Annotated in this window: 25 protein-coding genes; 13 read left to right on the top strand and 12 right to left on the bottom strand. The window is 30.2% G+C overall.

Features of this window, described 5'->3' with window-relative positions; all coding sequences use genetic code 11:
• Positions 1-40: 40 nt before the first annotated feature.
• Positions 41-2,062: a M3 family metallopeptidase gene (locus tag ACYPV9_RS11840; RefSeq protein WP_459743997.1), complete on the bottom strand. Its 2,022-nt coding sequence runs from the start codon at positions 2,060-2,062 to the stop codon at positions 41-43.
• Positions 2,063-2,231: 169 nt separating this feature from the next.
• Between ACYPV9_RS11840 and ACYPV9_RS11835 the strand changes: the two genes are divergently transcribed.
• Together ACYPV9_RS11835 and ACYPV9_RS11830 are read left to right on the top strand one after the other, a co-directional pair.
• Positions 2,232-4,721, top strand: a complete 2,490-nt coding sequence (locus ACYPV9_RS11835) for a T9SS type A sorting domain-containing protein (protein ID WP_459743993.1) — start codon at positions 2,232-2,234, stop codon at positions 4,719-4,721.
• Between the two features lie 88 nt (positions 4,722-4,809).
• A complete protein-coding gene (locus ACYPV9_RS11830; RefSeq protein WP_299063714.1) occupies positions 4,810-7,251 on the top strand; it encodes a LamG-like jellyroll fold domain-containing protein in 2,442 nt (813 codons plus the stop codon).
• A gap of 15 nt (positions 7,252-7,266) precedes the next feature.
• Here the strand turns inward: ACYPV9_RS11830 and purE are convergent, their stop codons facing one another.
• The 3 genes from purE to ACYPV9_RS11815 are packed head-to-tail and all read right to left on the bottom strand — an operon-like array spanning position 7,267 to position 9,409.
• Positions 7,267-7,746, bottom strand: coding sequence for a 5-(carboxyamino)imidazole ribonucleotide mutase (gene purE, locus ACYPV9_RS11825; protein ID WP_077811108.1), 480 nt, complete (start codon positions 7,744-7,746; stop codon positions 7,267-7,269).
• Positions 7,747-7,787: 41 nt separating this feature from the next.
• Positions 7,788-8,951, bottom strand: a complete 1,164-nt coding sequence (locus ACYPV9_RS11820) for a 5-(carboxyamino)imidazole ribonucleotide synthase (protein WP_459743988.1) — start codon at positions 8,949-8,951, stop codon at positions 7,788-7,790.
• Positions 8,952-9,001: 50 nt separating this feature from the next.
• Entirely contained in the window at positions 9,002-9,409 is a 408-nt protein-coding gene (locus tag ACYPV9_RS11815) for a Rieske (2Fe-2S) protein (RefSeq protein ID WP_299063722.1), read from the bottom strand.
• A 120-nt stretch (positions 9,410-9,529) separates the two neighbouring features.
• Here ACYPV9_RS11815 and greA point away from each other — a divergent pair, with 120 nt between their 5' ends.
• The 3 genes from greA to ACYPV9_RS11800 all read left to right on the top strand — a co-directional run bounded on the left by greA (position 9,530) and on the right by ACYPV9_RS11800 (position 10,656).
• The gene (gene greA, locus ACYPV9_RS11810; RefSeq protein ID WP_299063724.1) at positions 9,530-10,003 is read left to right on the top strand and encodes a transcription elongation factor GreA; all 474 of its coding nucleotides are present in this window, start codon (positions 9,530-9,532) and stop codon (positions 10,001-10,003) included.
• 72 nt (positions 10,004-10,075) lie between these two features.
• Positions 10,076-10,462 (top strand): HIT family protein, encoded by a 387-nt coding sequence (locus ACYPV9_RS11805; RefSeq protein ID WP_459743985.1) that lies wholly within the window; start codon positions 10,076-10,078, stop codon positions 10,460-10,462.
• 2 nt (positions 10,463-10,464) lie between these two features.
• Positions 10,465-10,656, top strand: coding sequence for a hypothetical protein (locus tag ACYPV9_RS11800; protein ID WP_459743983.1), 192 nt, complete (start codon positions 10,465-10,467; stop codon positions 10,654-10,656).
• 12 nt (positions 10,657-10,668) lie between these two features.
• Here ACYPV9_RS11800 and ACYPV9_RS11795 read toward each other — a convergent pair whose 3' ends face one another.
• Positions 10,669-11,817: a sensor histidine kinase gene (locus ACYPV9_RS11795; protein ID WP_459743981.1), complete on the bottom strand. Its 1,149-nt coding sequence runs from the start codon at positions 11,815-11,817 to the stop codon at positions 10,669-10,671.
• Between the two features lie 146 nt (positions 11,818-11,963).
• Between ACYPV9_RS11795 and ACYPV9_RS11790 the strand changes: the two genes are divergently transcribed.
• Together ACYPV9_RS11790 and ACYPV9_RS11785 are read left to right on the top strand one after the other, a co-directional pair.
• Positions 11,964-12,824 (top strand): flavin reductase family protein, encoded by an 861-nt coding sequence (locus ACYPV9_RS11790; protein ID WP_299063732.1) that lies wholly within the window; start codon positions 11,964-11,966, stop codon positions 12,822-12,824.
• Between the two features lie 15 nt (positions 12,825-12,839).
• Complete coding sequence (locus ACYPV9_RS11785; RefSeq protein WP_077811116.1) at positions 12,840-13,211, top strand: DUF3127 domain-containing protein; 372 nt, start codon at positions 12,840-12,842, stop codon at positions 13,209-13,211.
• 59 nt (positions 13,212-13,270) lie between these two features.
• Here the strand turns inward: ACYPV9_RS11785 and ACYPV9_RS11780 are convergent, their stop codons facing one another.
• Together ACYPV9_RS11780 and ACYPV9_RS11775 are read right to left on the bottom strand one after the other, a co-directional pair.
• A complete protein-coding gene (locus ACYPV9_RS11780; protein ID WP_077811117.1) occupies positions 13,271-13,522 on the bottom strand; it encodes a DUF1456 family protein in 252 nt (83 codons plus the stop codon).
• Between the two features lie 18 nt (positions 13,523-13,540).
• The gene (locus tag ACYPV9_RS11775; protein WP_299063739.1) at positions 13,541-14,170 is read right to left on the bottom strand and encodes a YqaA family protein; all 630 of its coding nucleotides are present in this window, start codon (positions 14,168-14,170) and stop codon (positions 13,541-13,543) included.
• Positions 14,171-14,295: 125 nt separating this feature from the next.
• On the opposite strand from ACYPV9_RS11775, the gene aat reads away from it, so the two are divergent.
• The gene (gene aat, locus ACYPV9_RS11770; protein WP_459743977.1) at positions 14,296-14,925 is read left to right on the top strand and encodes a leucyl/phenylalanyl-tRNA--protein transferase; all 630 of its coding nucleotides are present in this window, start codon (positions 14,296-14,298) and stop codon (positions 14,923-14,925) included.
• Between the two features lie 60 nt (positions 14,926-14,985).
• Here aat and mscL read toward each other — a convergent pair whose 3' ends face one another.
• The 3 genes from mscL to ACYPV9_RS11755 are packed head-to-tail and all read right to left on the bottom strand — an operon-like array spanning position 14,986 to position 17,199.
• A complete protein-coding gene (gene mscL, locus ACYPV9_RS11765; RefSeq protein WP_299064041.1) occupies positions 14,986-15,393 on the bottom strand; it encodes a large conductance mechanosensitive channel protein MscL in 408 nt (135 codons plus the stop codon).
• Positions 15,394-15,447: 54 nt separating this feature from the next.
• Complete coding sequence (alr, locus tag ACYPV9_RS11760; RefSeq protein ID WP_459743975.1) at positions 15,448-16,548, bottom strand: alanine racemase; 1,101 nt, start codon at positions 16,546-16,548, stop codon at positions 15,448-15,450.
• Between the two features lie 15 nt (positions 16,549-16,563).
• Positions 16,564-17,199 (bottom strand): thymidine kinase, encoded by a 636-nt coding sequence (locus tag ACYPV9_RS11755; protein WP_299063748.1) that lies wholly within the window; start codon positions 17,197-17,199, stop codon positions 16,564-16,566.
• Positions 17,200-17,299: 100 nt separating this feature from the next.
• Between ACYPV9_RS11755 and ACYPV9_RS11750 the strand changes: the two genes are divergently transcribed.
• The 3 genes from ACYPV9_RS11750 (at position 17,300) to ACYPV9_RS11740 (ending at position 19,702) form a co-directional block, all read left to right on the top strand.
• On the top strand, positions 17,300-18,166 hold the full coding sequence (locus tag ACYPV9_RS11750; protein WP_459743973.1) for a hypothetical protein: 867 nt from the start codon (positions 17,300-17,302) through the stop codon (positions 18,164-18,166).
• A gap of 10 nt (positions 18,167-18,176) precedes the next feature.
• A complete protein-coding gene (locus ACYPV9_RS11745; RefSeq protein WP_459743969.1) occupies positions 18,177-19,160 on the top strand; it encodes a glycosyltransferase family 4 protein in 984 nt (327 codons plus the stop codon).
• 65 nt (positions 19,161-19,225) lie between these two features.
• On the top strand, positions 19,226-19,702 hold the full coding sequence (locus ACYPV9_RS11740; protein ID WP_459743967.1) for a DUF4252 domain-containing protein: 477 nt from the start codon (positions 19,226-19,228) through the stop codon (positions 19,700-19,702).
• An 18-nt stretch (positions 19,703-19,720) separates the two neighbouring features.
• Here ACYPV9_RS11740 and ACYPV9_RS11735 read toward each other — a convergent pair whose 3' ends face one another.
• Entirely contained in the window at positions 19,721-20,068 is a 348-nt protein-coding gene (locus ACYPV9_RS11735; RefSeq protein ID WP_299063761.1) for an arsenate reductase family protein, read from the bottom strand.
• 41 nt (positions 20,069-20,109) lie between these two features.
• On the opposite strand from ACYPV9_RS11735, the gene ACYPV9_RS11730 reads away from it, so the two are divergent.
• Both ACYPV9_RS11730 and ACYPV9_RS11725 read left to right on the top strand, forming a co-directional pair.
• Positions 20,110-20,565, top strand: coding sequence for a DinB family protein (locus tag ACYPV9_RS11730; protein WP_299063764.1), 456 nt, complete (start codon positions 20,110-20,112; stop codon positions 20,563-20,565).
• A gap of 153 nt (positions 20,566-20,718) precedes the next feature.
• Positions 20,719-21,861: a cystathionine gamma-synthase gene (locus tag ACYPV9_RS11725; RefSeq protein ID WP_459743964.1), complete on the top strand. Its 1,143-nt coding sequence runs from the start codon at positions 20,719-20,721 to the stop codon at positions 21,859-21,861.
• A gap of 66 nt (positions 21,862-21,927) precedes the next feature.
• Here ACYPV9_RS11725 and ACYPV9_RS11720 read toward each other — a convergent pair whose 3' ends face one another.
• On the bottom strand, positions 21,928-22,542 hold the full coding sequence (locus ACYPV9_RS11720) for a deoxynucleoside kinase (RefSeq protein ID WP_077811129.1): 615 nt from the start codon (positions 22,540-22,542) through the stop codon (positions 21,928-21,930).
• Between the last annotated feature and the right edge of the window lie 47 nt (positions 22,543-22,589).

Genomic DNA, 22,589 nt, shown 5'->3' with positions numbered 1-22,589 from the left:
CGTATAAGAAGGTGTTTTCTAACAAATAAATTAATCAATATTAAGAATTAAGCAAACCAGCTCTTTTTAAAAGTGCGTCTGGTTTTGGTTCTTTTCCTCTAAAACGTTTGTAAAGAATCATAGGTTTTTCTGTGCCACCTTTAGAAAGTACGTTTTCTTTAAATTTAGTAGCAACATCTTTATTAAAAATACCTTCTTCTAAAAAATATTCAAATGCATCTGCATCTAAAACTTCGGCCCATTTGTACGAGTAGTAGCCAGAAGAATATCCTCCTTGAAAAATATGAGAAAAAGCAGTACTCATGGCATTTTCTTTTACATCTGGATATAATTTTGTGTTAGAAAAAGCATTGTTTTCAAACTCTTTTACAGAATTTATTTCTGATGGGTTTTCAGAGTGCCATTTCATGTCTAAAAGTCCGAAACTTAATTGACGCAAGGTTTGCATACCTTCATGAAAACTTGCAGATTCCTTAATTTTTTCTACATATTTCATCGGAATTATTTCATCTGTTTCATAATGTCTCGCAAACAATTCTAATGCTTCTTTTTCGTAACACCAGTTTTCTAAAACCTGACTTGGTAATTCTACAAAATCCCAAGAAACAGATGTTCCAGACAGGCTGTTGTATGTTGTGTTTGCTAACATGCCGTGTAGCGCGTGCCCAAACTCATGAAACAATGTTGTAACCTCATTAAATGTTAGTAAAGAAGGTTTGGTTTCTGTGGGCTTAGTAAAATTACACACTATAGAAACATGTGGTCTTTCATTAAGTCCGTTTTTTATTTGTTGTGACTTGTAAGAAGTCATCCACGCACCATTTCTTTTACCTTTTCTTGGATGAAAATCAGCATAAAAAACAGCAATAAAATTACCTTCGTTGTCTGTTACATTGTATGTTTTAACATCTTCATGATATTTATCGATAGAGTTTGTTTCTTCAAAATTTAGATCAAATAATCTATTCGCAATCTCGAAAACGCCATTAATAACGTTTTCTAATTTAAAGTACGGTTTTAATAATTCTTGATCTAAATCAAATAATTCTTTCTTTAGTTTTTCAGAATAATAAGCACCATCCCATTTTTGTAGTCGATCTATGCCATCAAGTTTTTTAGCATATTTTTCTAAGTTTTCAAATTCCTTAAGCGCAGCAGGTTTTGCTTTTTCTAATAAATTATTAGAAAATTCGATTACTTTTTCTGGCGTTTCTGCCATTCTTTCTTCTAAAACAAAATGTGCATGCGTTTTGTAGCCTAATAAATTTGCTCTTTTATGACGAAGGTTAACAATTTCTAAAACAATTTTTTCGTTGTTGAAGTCGTTTTCTTGAAAACCTTTTTTACCGGCTGCAATTGCCATTTTTTTTCTTAAATCTCTATTGTCTGCATACGTTAAAAACGGAATGTAACTTGGGTAATCTAGCGTAAAAATGTAACCATCTTTATTTTTAGATTTGGCTACTTCTTTAGCGGCTTCTTTAACACTTTCTGGCAAACCAGCTACATCTTCTGGTTTGGTTAAATGCATTTCAAAAGCATTGGTTTCTGCAAGTACATTTTCGCCAAACTTTAACGAAAGCTTAGATAATTTAGCGTCAATTTCTCTAAGCTCTTTCTTGTTTTCTTCATTTAAATTAGCACCATTTCTTGCAAAACTTTTATATTGTTTTTCTAACAACATTTCTTGCTCTGGTGTTAATTTTAAATTTTCTCTATAATCAAAAACAGCTTTTACACGGTTAAAAAGAGTTTCGTTTAAGGTGATATCATTTCTAAATTCACTTAACCATGGTGAAATTTCTTGTGCAATTTTCTGAATTTCATCATTAGTTTCAGCAGAATTTAAGTTAAAAAATATACTTGTAATTCTATTTAGTTTTTCACCAGAAAAATCCAATGCAACAGTTGTGTTTTCGAAATTAGGTGTTTCTGTGTTATTTACAATTTCCTCGATTTCTTGTTTTGCGATTTCTATTGCTTTTAGAATTGCAGGTTTGTAATCTTTATTTGAAATTTTTGAAAAAGGAGCTGTATTAAAGTCTTGTAAAAGTGGATTCATAAATGTGTGTATATCAGTTTTCAAAGATAAAAAAACTTATTTTTTTATTGTGTAATCTAAAGTAAACATCTGTTAAACTTATTTTAACAACCGTTTATCGAAGTTTTATTGCTTTATTTATAAAATGTATTTAATTTTGATTAGGTTCTAAAATCCCCAAAAAACTACTATGAAAAATTTTTCACTAAATGTAATCTTCTTAATTTTAACAGTTTGTAGTTTTTCTCAAACAGATAATGACGGTTTTTATTTTGATGGTGTAAATGATTTTATAAATGTAGGTGGTGCTTCAAATACAAATATTACAAATATTAATAGTACAACCACAAACAATAGAACTTACGAGACTTGGTTTAAAGCAGCAGAAGTTAATACCAGACAATTTATTATGAAAGAAGGAGCTGGTACAAGAGCAGTTATTATTTATATAGAAGGAGGGTATTTAGTTGTGGGAGGTTATAACAGAGCAGATTATTCCCCACAATGGCAGGGTACTTTTTTAAGAAAAGCAATTACTGCTGGTACTTGGTACCATGTTGCTCTTGTTTTAGATGATGCCCAAGCTGCAAATAATACAACAAACCCAATGGGTGCTAATCAGAATACAGCCTTAAAATTTTATTTAAATGGTATTTTAATCGGTGAAAATTCTGGATATCAATTTGGACCACACAATACTGTTAGATTAGGGTATAAAGATACTAGTATAAGATTTCCAAGTATAACAGCAGCAGGTTGGACAAGTCAATTAGATTCCGATTATTTCTATAGTGCATCAGCTTTAACTAGCAATTCTGGCACTAATTATTTTGAAGGATATTTATGGGGATTTAGAATTTGGAATCGAGTGAGAACTGCACAAGAAATAGACGATTACAAATCAGATATAATAGCTACAGTTGGTACAGATGATTTAGTGGCAATTTTAGATGGAGATACATTTACATATTTAGCAAATGATAATGTAAGCACTAATGAAGCAACAGTTTCTCCTGTACCAACAATTATTTGGAGTGCAACTGCTGCATCTACAGATTGGAATACGGGCTCTAATTGGGTAGGTGGTTCTGTGCCAGATATATTAACAAAAGAGGCTGTAGAAATTCAAGCTTCGATAAATTATCCAATAATAACTTCTGGAACTCATATTGTAACAGGAGACCTGCAAGTTAATGCAAGTGCAAATATTACTATACAAAGTGGTGGTACTTTAGAAGTTAGTTATGATATAGTTAATAATGGTACTATTAATGTTAAAGAAAGTGGGAGTTTAGTATTAAGAGAAAAGAAAGTTCTTGGCGGTACAGGAAATTATAATGTTGAAAGAAACACACCTACTTATAATGGTAACGATTTCTATTCTTATTGGAGCTCGCCAGTTATTAGTGCAGATTCAAATATTGCAACAGTTTTTCCTGATGCAGAACTTATCTATGCATTCGAAGCAAGTTCACTAAATTCAGATTGGGTATTTCATGGTACTTCAAATTTTGAGCAAGGAATTGGTTATGCTGTCCAAAATGAAGGTTTAGGAGGTCAGTTAAGAACTTTTACAGGTACCGTTAATTCAGGAGATATTGCAGTAAATGTTTTTAATACAACAAATTTATCAGGTTCTGATAATGATGGCGATACTTGGTCTATAAATGGAGATAATTTAGTTGGGAATCCATATCCAGCAGCAATAGATTGGGATTTAGTAATTAAAGACCCCGATAATACAGAAATTCAAGGAACCATATATTTATGGAACCAAGCAACTGCAGAAGTAGGTGAAAACAATGTTTCAGATTATCTGCAATATAATTTAACAGGTGGTGTTACAAATACTGCTACAGGAAATATTGGTACTGGTCAAGGTTTTTTTGTAAGAGCTTTATCAAATAGCTCAATAAAAATTAAAACAACACATCAAATTGCGTCTAGTAATACGCAATTTTATAAGTCTAATAATAAAAAAACGCTCGAAGAGAAAAAAGACAGATCATGGTTTAAATTTACAAGAGGAAATGAAACCAATACTTTATTAATTGGTTTTTTAGAAGGAGCAACGGAAGGTGTTGATAGAATTTACGACGCTGGTTTTGATACAAATCAAAAATCTTTAGGTTTTTATTCGTTGATTAATAATTCTATAAAAGCATCAATACAAGGTTTACCTGTTTTACAAGACGATGAAGAAATTGTACCCTTAGGTTTTATTGTAGATAAAGTAGGTGATTATTCAATAGGAATACAAGAAGAAACTATTAATAATGATTATACCATTTATTTACACGATAAAGAATTAGGTGTATTCTTCAACTTAGAAGAAGGTAATTATAATTTTAAAATTGAAGCTGTAGGTGAAAATGATGAGAGATTCGAGGTAAAGTATTCAAAAAATAGCAAAGAAGAAACAACTTTAAGTACAGAGGTTTTAGAAGATTTAAATGAAAGTTTAAACTTATATGTAGACTCAAATAAAGAGTTGATTATCAAAAATAATACGCAAGAAGAAATCAAAGATATTCAGGTTTATAACTTACAAGGTAGACTTATAAATGTTTTTAAAAGTGAAGATCTAAAAAGTGTTTCAAACTACAGTAAAGGCGTATATTTTGTTAAGGTAACTTTTAGCGATAAGCAAGAGTTTAGAAAGAAAATTCTTATTTATTAAGATATTAATTTCTTAGTCGTTTTTGTAAGCTTTTACAAAGCTAAACGACATAACAATAGTGTTATAACACATTTAAAAAAAAAGAATTATGAAGAATATTACAATTTATATTTTGTATATTTTTATAATTGTTTACAGTTCTTTACAAGCTCAAATTCCATGTTCAGCTGGTTTTGAAGCTAACGGGACTAACGATTATATTACAATACCAAATACAGATGCCATTAATTTACAGAACACAAAAAACAGAACTGTAGAGTTTTGGTTTAAACCTTCGGATATTACTACAAGACAAGTTCTGTATGAAGAAGGTGCGCAAGTAAACGTGATTTTATTTTATATAGAAGCAGGAAGGATTTATTTAGGCGGATACAGAAATAATGCTGATATAGCAGCTAGAAGAAGATTTTTTAGATCTGAATTAGGAGAAATTACTGTTGATAAATGGACACACGTAGCCCTAACAATAGAAGATACAGCTTCGCCAGATGTAACCTTTAGATGGTATTTAGATGGCGTAGAAAAAGATCAACAAGATGGTTTACAGGTAAGTACTCACTCTGGTAATATTTCTATAGGTAGAAACGGTGGTGCTGTAAGGTATCCAACAAGTTTTTCAAGTGGTTCTACTTACAACGGAGCTTTCTCTGGTCAAAATAATGTTGACAATAATTTTGATGGTAATATATCTTTATTAAGAATCTGGAACGTTGCAAGAACAGCAGCAGAAATAGATACTAATAAATCTACATATCTTACTGCTGGCACAAGTTTAGTTGCTTATCAAGATGGCGATCAAGTTAACTATGAAGCAAATGGGGCTTCTTCTATTGCTGCAACTACAACAGCAAACGGAAGTAATACAAGTTATACATGGAATGGTGGTGCTTCTTCAGATTTTTCTAACGATACAAATTGGGCGGCAACATCACCAGAAGTTTCGAAGACGCAAACGGTAGTGATTCAAAATGGTTCAAATAACCCAGAAATAACATCAGAAGTTAAAATAGGAAGATTAACAATTGAAGCAGGAGCAGAGGTGGTTGTTAAAAGCGGCGGAACTTTAAACATCTTTTATGGTTTAACTAATAATGGTACAATTACGGTTGAAGACGGTGGCGCTTTAATTTTTAATTCTTGTAATGCCGCAATTGCTGGGTCTGGAGATTTTAATATTAAAAGAGCAACGCCAAATTATTCTGGTAACGATTTTTATTCTTACTGGAGTTCTCCTGTAGTTGCTGCGGATTCTAATATTGCAACTGTATTTCCAGACGCAGAGTTAATTTATAGATTTGATGCAAGTAGTACAAGTTCAGATTGGGCTTTTCATGGTACTGCAGATTTTAATCCTGGTATTGGTTATGCAATACAGAACGAAGGTGTTGGTGGGCAATTAAGAACTTTTACAGGAAAGTTAAATGAGGGAGACGTGGTTGTAAATGTTTTTAATTCTAGTAATTTAGCAAGTACAGATCCTGATAATGTTTGGTCTACTTCAGGAGATAATCTAGTTGGTAATCCTTATTTTTCTGCTATAGACTGGGATTTGGTAAGCGCAGATACAGACAATGCAGACATTGACGGAACCATTTATATATGGAATCAAAATACTGCAGAAGTTGGCGATAATAATGTTTCTGATTATTTGCAATACAACATAACTGGTGGACTAAGTAATACTACTACTGGTAAGATAGGTTCAGGGCAAGGTTTCTTTGTTAGAACTACTGCTAATAGTACATTAACTTTTAAAACCACGCACCAAATTGTTGCAAATAACACACAATTTTACAAATCAGATAAAGCTAAGGTCACAAAAAAAAGAAAAGGAAGATCTTGGTTTACATTTAATAAAGGAAACAAAACAAATACTGTATTAGTCGGTTTTCTTAAAGGTGCAACCAATAGGTATGATAGGCTTTACGACGCACCTTTTGACATTAGTCAAAAATCTATGGGCTTTTACTCTATTGTAAGAGGAGGTGCAAAAGCGTCTATACAAGGTTTACCAATTTTAAAAAGAGATAAAAAGGTTGTTAAGCTAGGTTTTGTTGTTGATGAATTAGGTGAGTATTCTATCGGAGTTCAAGATGAAAAAATTGATGAAGATTACTATATTTATTTAAGGGATACAGAAGCTAAGAAAACGGTAGATTTAAGACAAAGAGATTATACTTTTAATATTGATACTATTGGTGAGAATAATACAAGATTTAAAATTATTTATACAAAAAATAAAAGAAGAGCTACAAAGAAAACAGGTAAAGAGGCTCTTTTAGTAGAAGAAATAGATTCAAAAGATTTTACAGTTTATATAGATGGAGCAAAAGAGTTAATTGTAGAATATGATTTTGATGTAGACAATATTAAAGATGTAAGTTTATATACCATTCAAGGTAGAAAAGTAAAAACATTTTTAGGTACAGATACAAAAGATATCTCTAACTTAAAGACAGGTGTTTATATAGTAAATACAACTTTGATAGATAATAGAAATATTACAAAAAAAATACTGATTGCTAATTAGCAATCAGTATTTTTTTTATTTTCTAACATTTTCAGAAGCCTTTTCTACTTTAAGTTTTAAGCCTTCTTTGTAAGCAATAATTTTATCTAAAACACAAGTATCTGAAGCACCTATAATTTGTGCTGCCAAAATACCAGCATTTTTAGCGCCATCTAAAGCAACTGTTGCTACAGGTACGCCACCTGGCATTTGTAAAATAGACAAAACAGAATCCCAACCATCTATAGAATTTCTGCTTTTTACAGGTACACCAATTATTGGTAACGGACTCATAGAAGCTACCATGCCTGGTAAATGCGCAGCGCCACCAGCACCTGCAATAATTACTTTTATACCTCTTTTATGTGCGTTTTTAGAATAATCTACTAATTTTTCTGGAGTTCTATGTGCAGACACAATATCAACTTCTATTTGAATATCAAAACTCTCTAAAATATCAATTGCTTCTTGCATTATTGGAAGATCAGAATCGCTTCCCATTATTATACCTACCATATTTTTATATGTTTTAAGTTATCAGAAATAACTTTAAGTTGTTAATTATTCTTACTAATTACTCTTATTTTTTCTTTTACTTCTTGGGCAACTTTTCTTGCAGTGTCTATATCAGAATTTACAATTGTAACATGTCCCATTTTTCTAAACGGACGTGTTTCTTTTTTTCCGTATAGGTGTGGCGTAACTCCGTCTATTTTTAAAATTTCTTCAATATTCTCATAAATTACGTCTCCGGTAAAACCTTCTTCACCAACCAAGTTTACCATAATACCGGCAACTTTACTATCTGTATTACCCAAAGGTAGATTTAAAATAGATCTTAAATGTTGTTCAAATTGATTGGTATAACTCGCTTCTATAGAGTAATGTCCAGAATTATGAGGTCTTGGTGCTACTTCGTTAACTAATATTTTATCGTCTACGGTTTGAAACATTTCTACTGCTAATAAACCAACAAAATCTAAATTGCTAACAACTTTTAAAGCAATTTCTCTTGCTTTTTCTGCCACTTTACTCTCTATTCTTGCAGGACAAATTACATATTCTACTTGATTTGCTTCCGGATGAAACTCCATTTCAACAACAGGATACGTTGTTACTTTACCATCTTTGTTTCTAGCTACAATTACAGCCAATTCGTTTTTAAACGGAATTAATTTTTCTGTAATACACTCTACATTAGGTAAACTTTCTAGATCTTTAATGTTTCTAACAATTTTTACGCCGTTACCGTCGTAACCAAATCTTGCAGCTTTCCAAACAAAAGGAAAATCTATAATATTGTTTTCGAAAGAATGTTTTAACTCTTCTAAATACGCATAATGAGAAAATTCTGCAGTTGGTATTTGATGATCTAAGTAAAAGTTTTTCTGTCTCGCTTTACTTTGAATAATTCTTAAATCTTTAGGTTTTGGGTAAATCTTAAGGCCTTCGCTTTCTAATTTGTCTAAAGCATCTAGATTTACATTTTCTATTTCAATTGTAAGTAAATCTACGGTTTTACCAAAGTTATAAACGGCATCAAAATCTAACAAATCTCCAATAACAAAATTATTGCAAATTTGTGCACAAGGTGCATTTTTATTACTGTCTAAAATAGAGGTGTAAATATCTAATTTTTGTGTTTCTGCTAAAAGCATTCGTCCTAATTGGCCACCACCAAGAACGCCCAATTTAAAATCTGAAGAATAATAATTTTTCACTGTTGAAGTTGTTGTGTTTCAGCAAAAATACACAACTCAAATCATTTTCACTAAAAATTACTGATTCTAATTGAAGAACCAGATTTTGTAACTTTATATTGTCTAGCCGGACATTCAAAATCATCAGTTTGTGGTGCGCCACCAAAGTGAACACTGTATTCACTTTCATCACAAGAACATTTTAAAACGGTTCCTTTTTCGAATGTCATAGGAGAGTTGCAATCGTTTTGTGGACATTGTTTATCAAAAGCAACAAATTCTGAACCATTTATATTAAAAAGAAAGATACCTTTAGCGCCACCTGTAAGATTTGCAAAACCACCCGGTGTTTGCACATTTATTAACTGCGGATTGTTTAGATCTGTGCTTAAACTAACAGGAAATTGCCTTAAACAGTTTGCTGGTAAATTGTTTTCTGCACAGGCAAAAAACAACACTAAACTTATAAAAAAAAGCACTTTTTTAAACATAAAATAATCTTTGTTTTCTTAATAACGAATGCAAGTTACAAATATTTTGTACATTTGTAAGACAATCTCATTCCTGCAAAGGCAATGAGATTTTTAAATTATAACAACATGAGTGAAATTTCATATTATTCAGTAGAAGGCTTAAAAAAGCTAAAAGACGAATTAGTTCATTTAGAACAAGTAGAGCGACCAAGAGTAACGCAAGAAATTGCAGACGCAAGAGATAAAGGAGATTTAAGTGAAAATGCGGAATATCATGCTGCAAAAGAAGAACAATCTCATTTAGAGTTTAAAATTGCAAAATTAAAAAATGTAATTTCTGGTGCACGTATTTTAGATGAAAGTCAATTAGATACCTCTAAAGTTTTAATACATTCTAACGTTGTAATTAAAAATACGGCTAACGGAATGGAGTTTAAATACAGATTGGTTGCAGACTCAGAAACAGATGTTAGAAACGGAAAACTATCTGTAAACTCGCCAATAGGTAAAGGTTTATTAGGTAAAAAAGTTGGAGAAATTGCAGAGATTAAAGTACCAAACGGTATAATGAAATTCGAAATTGTAGAAATTTCGAGATAATTTCTATAAAATGTTATTTAAAACGCTTTTCAATGAAAAGCGTTTTTTATTTTTACTAAAAATTGATGTATTATGAGCGTTTTTACAAAAATTATTTCAGGAGAAATACCAAGTTATAAGGTTGCAGAGAATGATGATTTTATTGCTTTTTTAGACATAAACCCAAATGCGGAAGGCCATACTTTGGTTGTGCCCAAAAAAGAAGTTGATAAGCTTTTTGATTTATCTAAAGAAGAATACAATGCTCTAATGAGTTTTTCTTATAAAGTAGCAAAAGCAATAGAAAAAGCAGTGCCTTGTTTAAGAGTTGGTATGAGTGTAATTGGTTTAGAAGTACCACATGTACATGTGCATTTAATTCCTTTAAATGAAATGGCAGACATTCAATTTTCTAAAAAAGTAAAATTATCTAAGGATGAGTTTCAGTCTTTAGCAGCTAGTATTGCCAAGAATTTTTAAAGATGAAACAATGGCAGAAAATTGGTTTAGGCTGGGGAGTTTGGATGTTCTTGTGTATGGCTTTTATTTGGCCTTTAATTGATGGTGAAAAGATTACTTTAAATAGAATTCTTGTGAAATTTATTTTTTGGATGTTATCTGGGTTAGTTTTTGGTTATCTATCATCAAAATATAAGAAGTATAAGGGCAATTAGTTCTTTGAACTCTTAAGCTTTATTTAATAAGATCTCGAAGGTTGTACCTTTATCTATTTCAGATTTTTGCACATAAATTTTACCTTTGTGGTAATCTTCTACAATTCTTTTAGATAAAGATAAACCTAAACCCCAACCACGTTTTTTTGTTGTAAAACCGGGTTTAAAGATTTGTTTAAATAATTTTTTTGGCATTCCTTTACCGGTATCAGAAATACTAATTTTTACTTTTTTAGGCGTATTTTCTATTCGGATATCTAAAGAACCTTCTCTTTGCATTGCGTCGATTGCGTTTTTGATAAGGTTTTCTATAACCCAACCATACAATTCGGCATTAATTTTAGTGTTTATTTTGGTGTCTGAAGTCGTAAACGAAAAACTAATTTGTTTAGAACTTCTAGACTTTAAATAGTCGAATGCATTTTTTGTAATTGCTACAATATTATCTGATTTTAACTCTGGTATAGAGCCAATTTTAGAAAACCTGTTGGCAATTATATTCAATCGATTTACGTCTTTTTCTATTTCTTCTACATATTTGTCGTCTACATTTTCCATTTTTAAAATGGCAATCCAACCTAATAAAGAGGATAATGGTGTGCCAATTTGGTGCGCAGTTTCCTTGGCCATACCTGTCCATAATTTATTAGTTTCTGCAGCTTTATTAGAATTGTAAAATAAATAAATAACACTTAAGAATAAGAACAATATTAAGATTAAGGCAATTGGGTAATAGGTAAGTTTGTTTAATAAATCAGAATTTCGATAATAAATATACTGCTTGTTTTTACCGTTGTAACTAATTTCTATAGGTGCATTTTCTTCCTTCATTTTTTGAAGTTGTTCTTCTAGATATGCTGTATTTAAAGACTTTATTGAATCTAAATTTTGAAAGGATTCAATATTTCCTTTTTCATCAACCAAAATTAAAGGAATACTCGTATTCGCAACAATAATTTTATCGGGTAAAGTTATATCTGCATTTAAATCTGAATTAGCTAATTGCTTTTGAGCAATTCCTAAAATTTCCATTTTTACTCTTTCATCATTTTTAAATTTCTGAAAAAATATATAGGTATTCCATAGAATTAAAGAAACGATTATTAAAGATATTAAAACAGCAATTCTTTTAAATAAAAGAGTATTGGTTAGAAAATTCATAAAAACAAATATAAAGCTTTCAGTATATAACTCATTTCCTATTTTGATAGTATCTTTACAGTATAAAATTTTCTTTTTTATTAAAATTGAATTATTTAAAAAAAATTAATGATTAAGATTTTTTTGAATTTATAAAGAAATAAGATATGCTTACAATAGACCCAAAAGAAGTTTCTACAGCAAAATTACATGGTTATTTATTAGGTGCAGTTGCCCCAAGACCAATTGCTTTTGCTAGTACTATTGATAAAGATGGAAACCCGAATTTATCTCCGTTTAGTTTTTTTAATGTTTTTGGTGCAAACCCGCCAATTATGATTTTTTCTCCCGCAAGGAGAGTAAGAGATAATACTACAAAGCATACATTAGAAAATGCTTTAGAAACTAAAGAAGTAGTAATTAATATGGTTAATTACGATATTGTACAGCAAATGTCTTTAAGCTCTACCGAATACCCAGAAGGCGTAAATGAGTTTGACAAAGCTGGTTTTACAATGCTAAAATCTGATGTTATAAAACCTTTTAGAGTAGCAGAATCACCAGTGCAATTTGAATGTAAAGTTAACGATGTTATTTTTACAGGAGAAAACGGTGGTGCAGGTAATTTGGTGGTTTGTGAAGTGGTTAAAATTCATATTTCTGATGATGTTTTAGATGAAAACGGAGCTATAGATCAACATAAAATAGATTTGGTTGCAAGAGCTGGCGGTAGTTATTATTCGAGGGCACGAGATGGTTTTTTTGAAATACCTAAACCAATTTCTACATTAGGTATTGGCGTAGATGCAATAAGTGAAGAAATTAGAAATAGTACAGTTTTAACAGGCAATAATTTGGGTATGTTAGGTAACGTAGAACAATTGCCAACAGAAGAAAGTGTTAATAACTTTGCGAAAGAACATCCTAAATTTATTGGGTTAGAAACCACAAAAAAACATACATTTGCACAAGATTTTTTAAAAAAGAATGATGTAGAAAGTGCTTGGAAAGTGCTTTTAGTTAAATAGTTAAGATTATATATTATGGAAGTTATTGGTAAAGTTAAGTTAATCGGAGATGTACAAACATTTGGTGCAAATGGTTTTAGAAAAAGAGAATTAGTTGTAACAACAGATGATCAATATCCTCAAATGATTATGATTGAATTTGTACAAGATAAAGTAGACCTATTAAACAATTATGCTGTTGGGCAAGACGTAAAAGTATCTATTAATTTAAGGGGTAGAGAATGGATTAACCCACAAGGTGAAGCGAAATACTTTAACTCTATACAAGGTTGGAGAATAGAGAACTTATCTCAATCTAACACACAAGGGCAAAACTTACCTCCAGTAGATCAGTTTCAGCCAGCATCTAACGTTTCTAACGAAGAGCCAGACGATTTACCTTTCTAGAATTTAGAAGTATAAATTATATAAAAAAAGAGTGCAATTATAAAATTGCACTCTTTTTTTTATGTTGTTTTTGGTTTCTCTTTTTTAGGCATTGGGCCTCTAAGGTGAATAACCAAACCGTTTAAGAAATTTCTTAATATTTGGTCTCCGCACTCTACATACTTCGGATGATCTTCACTTCTAAATAAAGCACCTAATTCTCCTTTAGAAACTTTAAAATCTACCAAAGCGCAGATTTCTATAATATCTGTATCGCGCAATTTATGCGCAACACGTAATTTTTTTAAAATATCGTTATTTGTTAATCCCATACTGCAAAGGTACTATTTTTATGTAACTACTTTAAATATAGCCCAAGCATAAATTGCAAACCTTAAAAAACGGAATAATCCAAAAAAGACAACATTTTTAAAAGGATATTTAATCATACCTGCAGCCAAACATGCAATAGAAAAAGGTAAAGGTAAAAGTGCACCAACTAAAATTAAAAATCCACCCCATTTCTTAGTGTTTTTAAGATTAGCAGCCATTTTAACTTCTAGATAATTTTTTACAGACTCTATTTTTAAGGTAGTTTTACCTATAAAATAAGATAATAAACCACCAAAGTAAGATAATGCGGCTAACATTGATAAATTTAAAATAGGCTCGTCTGTTTTCTTTGTCCAAGCAATAAATATTTCTGGCGGAATTAATCCTAATATAGTTTCAGAAATAAAAAATGTTATTAGAATACCAACTCTAGAAAAAGTTTCTGTAATTGTTTCTAAGCCCTTGTTAATGTCGTAAACGTATTTGTTAAATAAAAATAGCCCTAAAACTACAAGTACAATAGGTAAGAAAGCTTTTTTTACACTTTCCCAAACAAACATGTAAAAGCCTGTTCTACCATAATAATTATGAAGCCTTTTACCTATAAATGCGGTTTTTTTCTTTCTTTTTTTTTTCTTTTTTTCCAAGAATACAATTATTTAATTGATTTGCAAAAATAGGAACAAATTCCAAATAAATAAGAATAGAATTTTAGATTAACTGTTTTTTAAGAAATATGTAAGTTTGTTTCTAATTATTAATATTATTTAGCATGGTTTGGCTTACAAATAAAATTGATTTTCCTGATTATAAGTATACATCTAAAGAAGGTATAATTGCTTTAGGAGGAGATTTATCTGAAGAAAGATTAATTTTTGCTTACAAAAACGGAATTTTCCCTTGGTTTTCTGATGATGATCCTATTATTTGGTATTGTCCGTATGATCGAATGGTGCTTTTTCCAGAAGATTTAAAAGTATCTAAATCTATGAGGAAAATAATTAGTAAAAATAAATTTACAATTACCCAAAACAAGGCCTTTGAAGATGTAATTTATAATTGCAAAAATATTGATAGAAAAGACGAGCTAGGTACTTGGATTACTAATGATATGGAACAAGCTTACATAAATTTGCATAAAATAGGCATTGCAAAATCGATAGAAGTTTGGTTAGATAATGAATTAGTGGGTGGTTTGTATGGTGTAGAAGTTAACGGTGTTTTTTGTGGTGAAAGCATGTTTAGTAAAGTGTCTAATGCATCTAAAATTGCTTTTATTTTTTTAGTACAAACCCAAAAGTATAAGTTAATAGATTGCCAGGTTTATAATAATCATTTGGCAAGTTTAGGAGCTAAAGAAATTGATAGAGCTTTATTTTTATCAATTTTAAAAGAAAAATAAAAAAAAATCCTTGAATAATTAAACTCAAGGATTTTTATAAATTATAATAAGAATTACTGCTTATTTCTTAGCTAATAAATCTCTAATTTGCTCTAATAATTCTTCTTGAGAAGGTCCTGCTGGAGCTGGTTCTGGAGCTGGTTCTTCTTTTTTCTTTAAGTTGTTTAAACCTTTTACAATTAAGAACATTACAAAGGCAACAATAATAAAGTCTATTACATTGGTTAAAAAGTCTCCGTATAATACAGCAACTTCACCAACAACTTTACCAGTTTCATCTGCAACACCGTCTTTAACTATATATTTTAAGTCTTTTAAATCGGCATTGAAAATTAGACCAATCAAAGGTGAAACAATTCCACCTGTAAAAGAAGTAACAACTTGTTTAAAAGCTGCACCCATAACAAAACCTACTGCAATGTCAACAAGGTTTCCCTTCATTGCAAAGTCTTTAAACTCTTTAAGCATTCCCATTTTATATGTATTTAATTGATTAATGAATGGCTAAAATACTAAAAAAAATTATTTCTTTAACACTTTTTTAACACGTTGAGAGATTGCAGTCAAAGTTTCATAGACAATTGTTTCAGAAACATTTGCCATGTGTTCTATCATTTGTTGATTATTAAATATTATAACAGCATCACCTTCAGAGCAATCAATCTTAGTTATATCAACCATTATCATATCCATACAAACATTACCTATAATTGGTGCTTTTTGGTTGTTAATTACAACATATCCTTTTTTATTACCAATTTTTCTAGACAAACCATCTGCGTGCCCAATAGGCACAGTTGCAGTTTTAGTTGGTCTTTTTGCCACAAATGCTCTATTGTAACCTACTGTTTCTCCTGGATTAATTGTGTGTATTTGAGATATGATAGATGTTAAATTATGAGTATTTTTTAATGCAGCAGTTTCTTTATCATCATTACCAAAACCGTATAAACCAATACCAACTCTAACCATATCAAATTGTGCTTTTGCATAATTTACAACGCCAGAGGTATTTAAGATATGTAATAAGGGTTCGTAACCCAAATGTTTATAAAACTGTTGTGCAATATATGCAAAGTTGTTTATTTGATTAATGCTAAACTCTTGCTCTTCTAGATCTTCACTTGCTGCTAAATGAGAGAATAAAGATTGTACTTTAACATGGTTTGTTTTCTTTAAATCAGAAATAATAGCAGGAATATCTGTGTGCCAAAAACCCAATCTATTTAAACCTGTGTTAAATTTAATATGAATAGGGTAATTCATTAAAGGAGCTTCGTCTGCTAACTTTAAAAATGCATTAAAAATTTTAAAATTATATAAGTTAGGTTCTAATCTATAAGAAACAATCTCTTTTAAATTTGGTATCTGCGGATGTAAAACTAAAATGGGTTTAGAAATATTTGCATTTCTTAATGCAATACCTTCTTGCGAATAAGCAACAGCAAAATAATCTACTTTATCCTCTAAATGTTTTGCAACTTGTACACCATCGCTACCGTAACCAAAAGCTTTAACTACAGCTAAAATTTTTGTTTCAGGATTAATTTTTTGTTTAAAATAATTAAGGTTATGGTCTAGAGCAGCACCATCGATTTCTAGAACGGTTACGTGGTTATTCATATTAAATGCGGTATTTTAGTCAGAATCTTTGGTAGATGATTCTTTTTCAGTAGAAGATAAAACTTCTTGTTTTTGCTTTTGTAATGCTTTGTAATAAGCTGCTCTACTTAACGGCTCATATTCTTGCGTTTCACCTAACATTACAATGTTGTCGTTTTTAGCCTTTCTAAAACTGTAATGTGCTAAATTACCTGTATGTGTACAAACAGCATGTACTTTAGTTACATATTCTGCAGTTGCCATTAATGCAGGCATTGGCCCAAAAGGATTTCCTTTAAAATCCATATCTAAGCCTGCAACAATTACACGAATTCCTCTATTTGCTAAATCATTGCAAACTGCCACAATTTCATCATCAAAAAACTGGGCTTCATCTATACCAACAACATCTACATTGTTTGCTAAAAGTCTTATGTTTGCAGATGCTGGCACAGGTGTAGATCTAATTCTATTATCGTTATGCGAAACTACTTCTTCATCATCATAACGAGTATCTACAGCGGGTTTAAAAATTTCTACACGCTGTTTTGCAAACTGTGCACGTTTTAAACGTCTAATAAGTTCTTCTGTTTTACCAGAAAACATAGAGCCGCATATTACTTCAATCCAACCAAATTGTTCTGTATGATTTACTGTATTTTCAAGAAACATTTTGTAATTTTAGGCTTTAGAAATTTAAATTTTGCGTTACTTTCGTAATCAACAAATTTATTAAAAATTACGAGTAAATTTTAACTTCAACTTACAACTTATGCACAAAAAATTGGAAAACGATTTAATGAGTTTAGCTCATAGCATTTTACAGATGAAAAATAAACAAGATGTAAAAGCTTTAAAAGATAAGTCGCAGCAAATTTATGAGAAATTATCACTTTTAGCATTTGTAGAGGACTATGTAAACACCAATCCTAACTTAGAAGAAACAAAAGAAGAACTCTTAGAAAAGATAACTTCTGCATTAGATAAAAAGAATGCTATTATAACTAATGATGTTAGAGAAGATGTTAAAATAGAAGTTGTAGAAGATCATTTTGTAGATGAAAATGAAAAGCTTGCAGCAGAAATTGGAGACGATTTTTTTGAACAAGAAATTAAAAATTCAGAAACTATTAATTCCGTAGAAGAGGAAGTTGTTTTAGAGTATTCAAAAGAAGATGTTGTGAATGAATATTTAGAAGTTGAAAAAGAAGAAGTTATAGAACAACCTTTTGATGATTTAGAAGAACTAATTTTTGGAGATACAAAACCTACAAACTTTAAAGACGACCCCAAAGATGTTGGCGAAAAGAATGCAATTACTTTAGAAGAAGAATTGGAAGACACAATTCCGGTTGATGTGATTGCCAATTTATTCGAACCTGTACAACCAAAATCTTTAAACGATAAATTGCAAACCAATATTCAAATTGACTTAAATGATAGAATTGTTTTTGTAAAAAATTTGTTTGAAGGCAGTCAAGAAGATTTTAACCGTGTGGTTTCTCAATTAAATACATTTAAAACAGAAAAAGAAGCTAAAAAGTTTATCATTAAAATGGTAAAACCAGATTATGATTGGTCTAAGCAAGAAGAATTAGAAAGTAGGTTGTTAGAGATTATAGAAAGAAGATTCGCATAAAATCATTTATTTGAAACCAATTTTAATACATACACATTTTCATAAACGCAGAACAGGTGTTACAAGAAGTATAGAAAATGTTTTGCCTTTTTTTTCTGATACATACGAAACATATTTATACGGTTATGGTGCAAACGGAAAACACATTACTAAAAGAGAATTAAGAAAATTATGCTATTCTAATAGAGAAGTTGTAGTGCATTGTCATCGTAATAACGAAATTATGCGTATGCTTTTTTTTAGATTTCTAGGCGCAAAATTTAAATTGATAGCAACAAGGCATGCAGAAACTGTTCCGTCTGGTTTAACAATGAAATTGCTAAAAAAAGCAGATAAAGTTGTTACATTGATAGAAAGTATGAGTCAAAAATTGGGTATTAAAAATACAGTTGTTGGCCACGGAGTAAATGTAGATTATTTTAAACCTAAAAAAAATGTTTCTTTAAAAGACATAAAACAAGATCATATTATTTTATGTGCAGGTAGAGTTAGAAAAGCCAAGGGGCAAGTAACATTGCTAAAAGCTGCTAAAATTTTAAAAAACTATCAAAATTGGGCTTTGGTAATTGTAGGTAAAGTAGATAAACCCGTATTTTTAGAAGAATTACAAAAAATAGCTAAAGAACAAAAGATTGCTAATCAAGTTTACTTTATTAATGAAACTCCAGATATTCTTTCTTATTATCAAGCATCAAAAATAGCTGTGGTACCAAGTTTTTCTGAAGGGTTTTCTCTAGTAACAGCAGAAGCAATGTCTTGCGGATGTTCTGTAATTGCGACAAAAGGAGTCGGCGTGCATTCATCATTAATAGAAAATACTAAGAATGGATATTTGTTTGAACCAGGTAATAACAACCAGTTAGAACAACTATTAGAAAAATCAGTAAATGGCGAATTACCACTGTTAGGTAAAGAAGGTAGACAAGAAATTTTAGAAAACTGGAGCGCAAAACAAGAAGCCCAAAATCTTATTAAAGTGTATCAGAATTTATAAAAAAAAAACTAAAGCTCTGTAACAAAATTAATTAGTAGTCGTCTTAAATTTAAAACCTACTAATTATGAAAAATATAGCCACAATTCTATTTGCATTTATTATTACAGCAACTGCTGCACAAGATGCTGCATTCGAAAAATTTTACAAATCAAATAAAGAGAAATCTACCTTTTCTATAAATCTATCTGCATCTTTAGCAGGTTCTTTTTTAGATGATGAAGATGACAGTGATTTAATGAATGTAATTAAAAAATCGAGCGACTTTAAAGTAATGGTTTTTAATAATGATGATTATACAGTTGCAAAAGGCTTTAAAAAGTTTAAAAGAAGAAATAATTTAAAAACTTATGTTAGAGTAAAAGATAATGGTAGTAAAGCAGAATTATACTTTGTAGAAAAAAACAATCTTATTAGAGAAATTATAATTAGAGCAAATAGTAACAACGATAAATTAGTACTATTTGGTTTAAAAACTAAAATTACTAAAGATGAGCTAGCGGCAATGATATCATCTTCAGACATAGAAGTAACATCTAAGTAAAAAAACAAAAGAGAAGATTTAACCAATCTTCTCTTTTAGTTCTGCAACCACTTTTTTACTATTTCCAATAAAAATTTCATTATCAACAATAAAAACAGGTCGTTTTAAAAAAGTATATTCATCTAAAATATATTGCCTGTAATCTGCTTCAGAAATTTCCTGATTTTTCAAATCCATTGCTTTATACAATTTTGCACGTTTGTTAAACAGCGCTTCATAACTACCAGAAAGTTTATACATTTCTTCTAATTGTGTAGCATTTACAGGATTTCCTTTTATTTCTTGTCGCTCAAAACCATCAGTATTTACTTCTTTTAAAATACGTTTACAAGTATCACAAGTTTGTAAAAAATAGACTTTTCTCATAGGAATCGATTATATTTGTTTACTCAAAAATAACATAAAAAATGAAGACACAATTCGATGTTTTAAGAAAATCTCGCGATTTAGTAATAAAAGAATTAGAAGGTTTAACGTTAGAGCAAATTCACGTAATTCCTGCCGGATTTAAAAACAATATTGCTTGGAATGTTGCTCATTTAGTAGTTACACAACAAATTTTACACTATAAATTGTCGGGTTTAAATTGTTTGTGTCCAGATGATTTAATTGCAGATTTTAAAAAAGGAACTGTACCAACAAGACAATTAACCGAAGAAGAGTTCGAAGAAGTAAAAGAACTTCTATTAGGTTTGCCAGATACTTTAGAAGAAGATTTTGAAGCCGGTATTTTTACAGAATACACAGAATACCCAACAAGCACAGGTTTTGTATTAAGCTCTATAGAAAATGCAATTGCTTTTAATAATTTTCACGAGGGTATTCATTACGGAATTATAAGATCGATAAAGAAATTTTTATAATTTTTAGAAGCTGTTTCCAGCTTTCACTACTCGCTTTTTTAGTTGTAAATTTTTTCAAAATTTACAACTAAAAAGAGCTCAAACAAACCGTTCAATCTGGGCTAAACTATTTGCTAGTTATTTGCAATTAGCAAGTTAAATGCTGTAATTACAATGAAATTTAATACAAAAACCATTCACGGAGGCCAAAAACCAGAAAAATCAACAGGTGCAATTATGCCGCCAATTTTTCAAACATCAACATACGCACAAACAAACCCAGATCAAGAATTTCATTATTCAAGAGGAGAAAATCCAACAAGAAAAGCATTAGAAAATAGTTTTGCTGCAATAGAAAATGGTACAAAAGGTTTTGCTTTTTCATCTGGCTTAGCAGCAATAGATGCAGTTTTAAGACTTTTAAAACCCGGAGACGAAATAATTGCAGGAGACGATTTGTATGGTGGTACGTACAGAATGTTTACAAAATTATTTCAAAAATATGGTTTAGAATTTTCTTTTGTAGATACAGATAACGTAAAAAATATTACAGATAACATTACAGATAATACCAAGTTAATCTGGTTAGAAACACCTACAAATCCGTTAATGAAAATTGCAGATATTGCTGCAATTTCTAAAGCCGTAAAAGAAATTAATAATAAAATTTTAATAGCTGTAGACAATACGTTTGCAACACCATATTTACAACAACCTTTAAATTTAGGTGCAGATATTGTAATGCATTCGGCAACAAAATATCTTGGTGGTCATTCAGATATTATTATGGGTGCATTAATGGTAAACGATATTAAATTAGCAGAAGAAATTCATTTTATACAATTTGCGGCAGGTGCAATTGCTGGCCCAATGGATTCTTTTTTAGCTTTAAGAGGAATCAAAACATTGCATATAAGAATGCAACGTCATTGCGAAAATGGTAAAGCAGTTGCTAGTTTTCTTAAAAACCATCCAAAAGTTGGTAAAGTGTATTATCCTGGTTTAGAAGAGCATCCTAATTTCGAATTAGCAAAAAAACAAATGAAAGATTTTGGCGGAATGGTTTCTTTTTCTTTGAAAGAAGAAACTAAAGAAGCAGCTTTTAAATTCTTAGAAAACACTAAGTTATTTACTTTGGCAGAATCTTTAGGAGGTGTAGAAAGTTTAGCAAATCATTCGGCTACGATGTCACATGCATCAATACCAGAAGAAGAACGTCTAAAAATTGGCATTACAGATTCTTTAATTCGTTTAAGCGTTGGTATAGAAGATATCGAAGATTTAATAAAAGATTTAGAAAGCGCATTAGAAGCTTAATTTACTAAACACAAAAAAGGGAGAAATTTTAAAATTTCTCCCTTTTTTGTGTTTAGTAATTCTCAATTAAAATAAACCATTAATTTGAGAATCTATTCGATCTATAATATATCCTAAATCTTCTTGATTTTTAACAAAATCTAAATTATCAACATCAATAACTAATAATTTACCTTTGGTATATTTAGAAATAAAAGCTTCATAACGCTCGTTTAATCTACTTAAATAATCAATAGAAATAGAGTTTTCATATTCTCTACCACGTTTGTGAATTTGACCAACTAGAGTAGAAATATCTGCACGTAAATAAATTAATAAATCTGGTGGTTGTACTAAGTTTTCCATCAATTCAAACAAAGAAGAATAATTACTAAAATCTCTATTTGTCATTAAGCCCATTGCATGTAAGTTTGGTGCAAAAATATGGGCATCTTCATAAATAGTTCTGTCTTGTATAATGTTTTGTCCAGATTCTCTTAGTTCTAAGATTTGTCTAAATCTGCTATTTAAAAAATATACTTGTAAATTAAAAGACCAACGCTCCATCTCTGTATAAAAATCATCTAAATAAGGATTTTCATCAACAGCTTCAAAATGAGGTTTCCAATTGTAATGTTTCGCTAAAAGTTTGGTTAGCGTAGTTTTACCAGCGCCAATATTTCCTGCAATTGCAACGTGCATATATAAAAAGGTATAAAATTAAATCGGTGGATAAAGGTACATAAATT

It is taken from the genome of Polaribacter sp. OB-PA-B3, assembly GCF_054589375.1.
The sequence above is the reverse complement of the archived record's forward strand: the minus strand, read 5'-3'. Positions and strand labels throughout refer to the sequence as shown.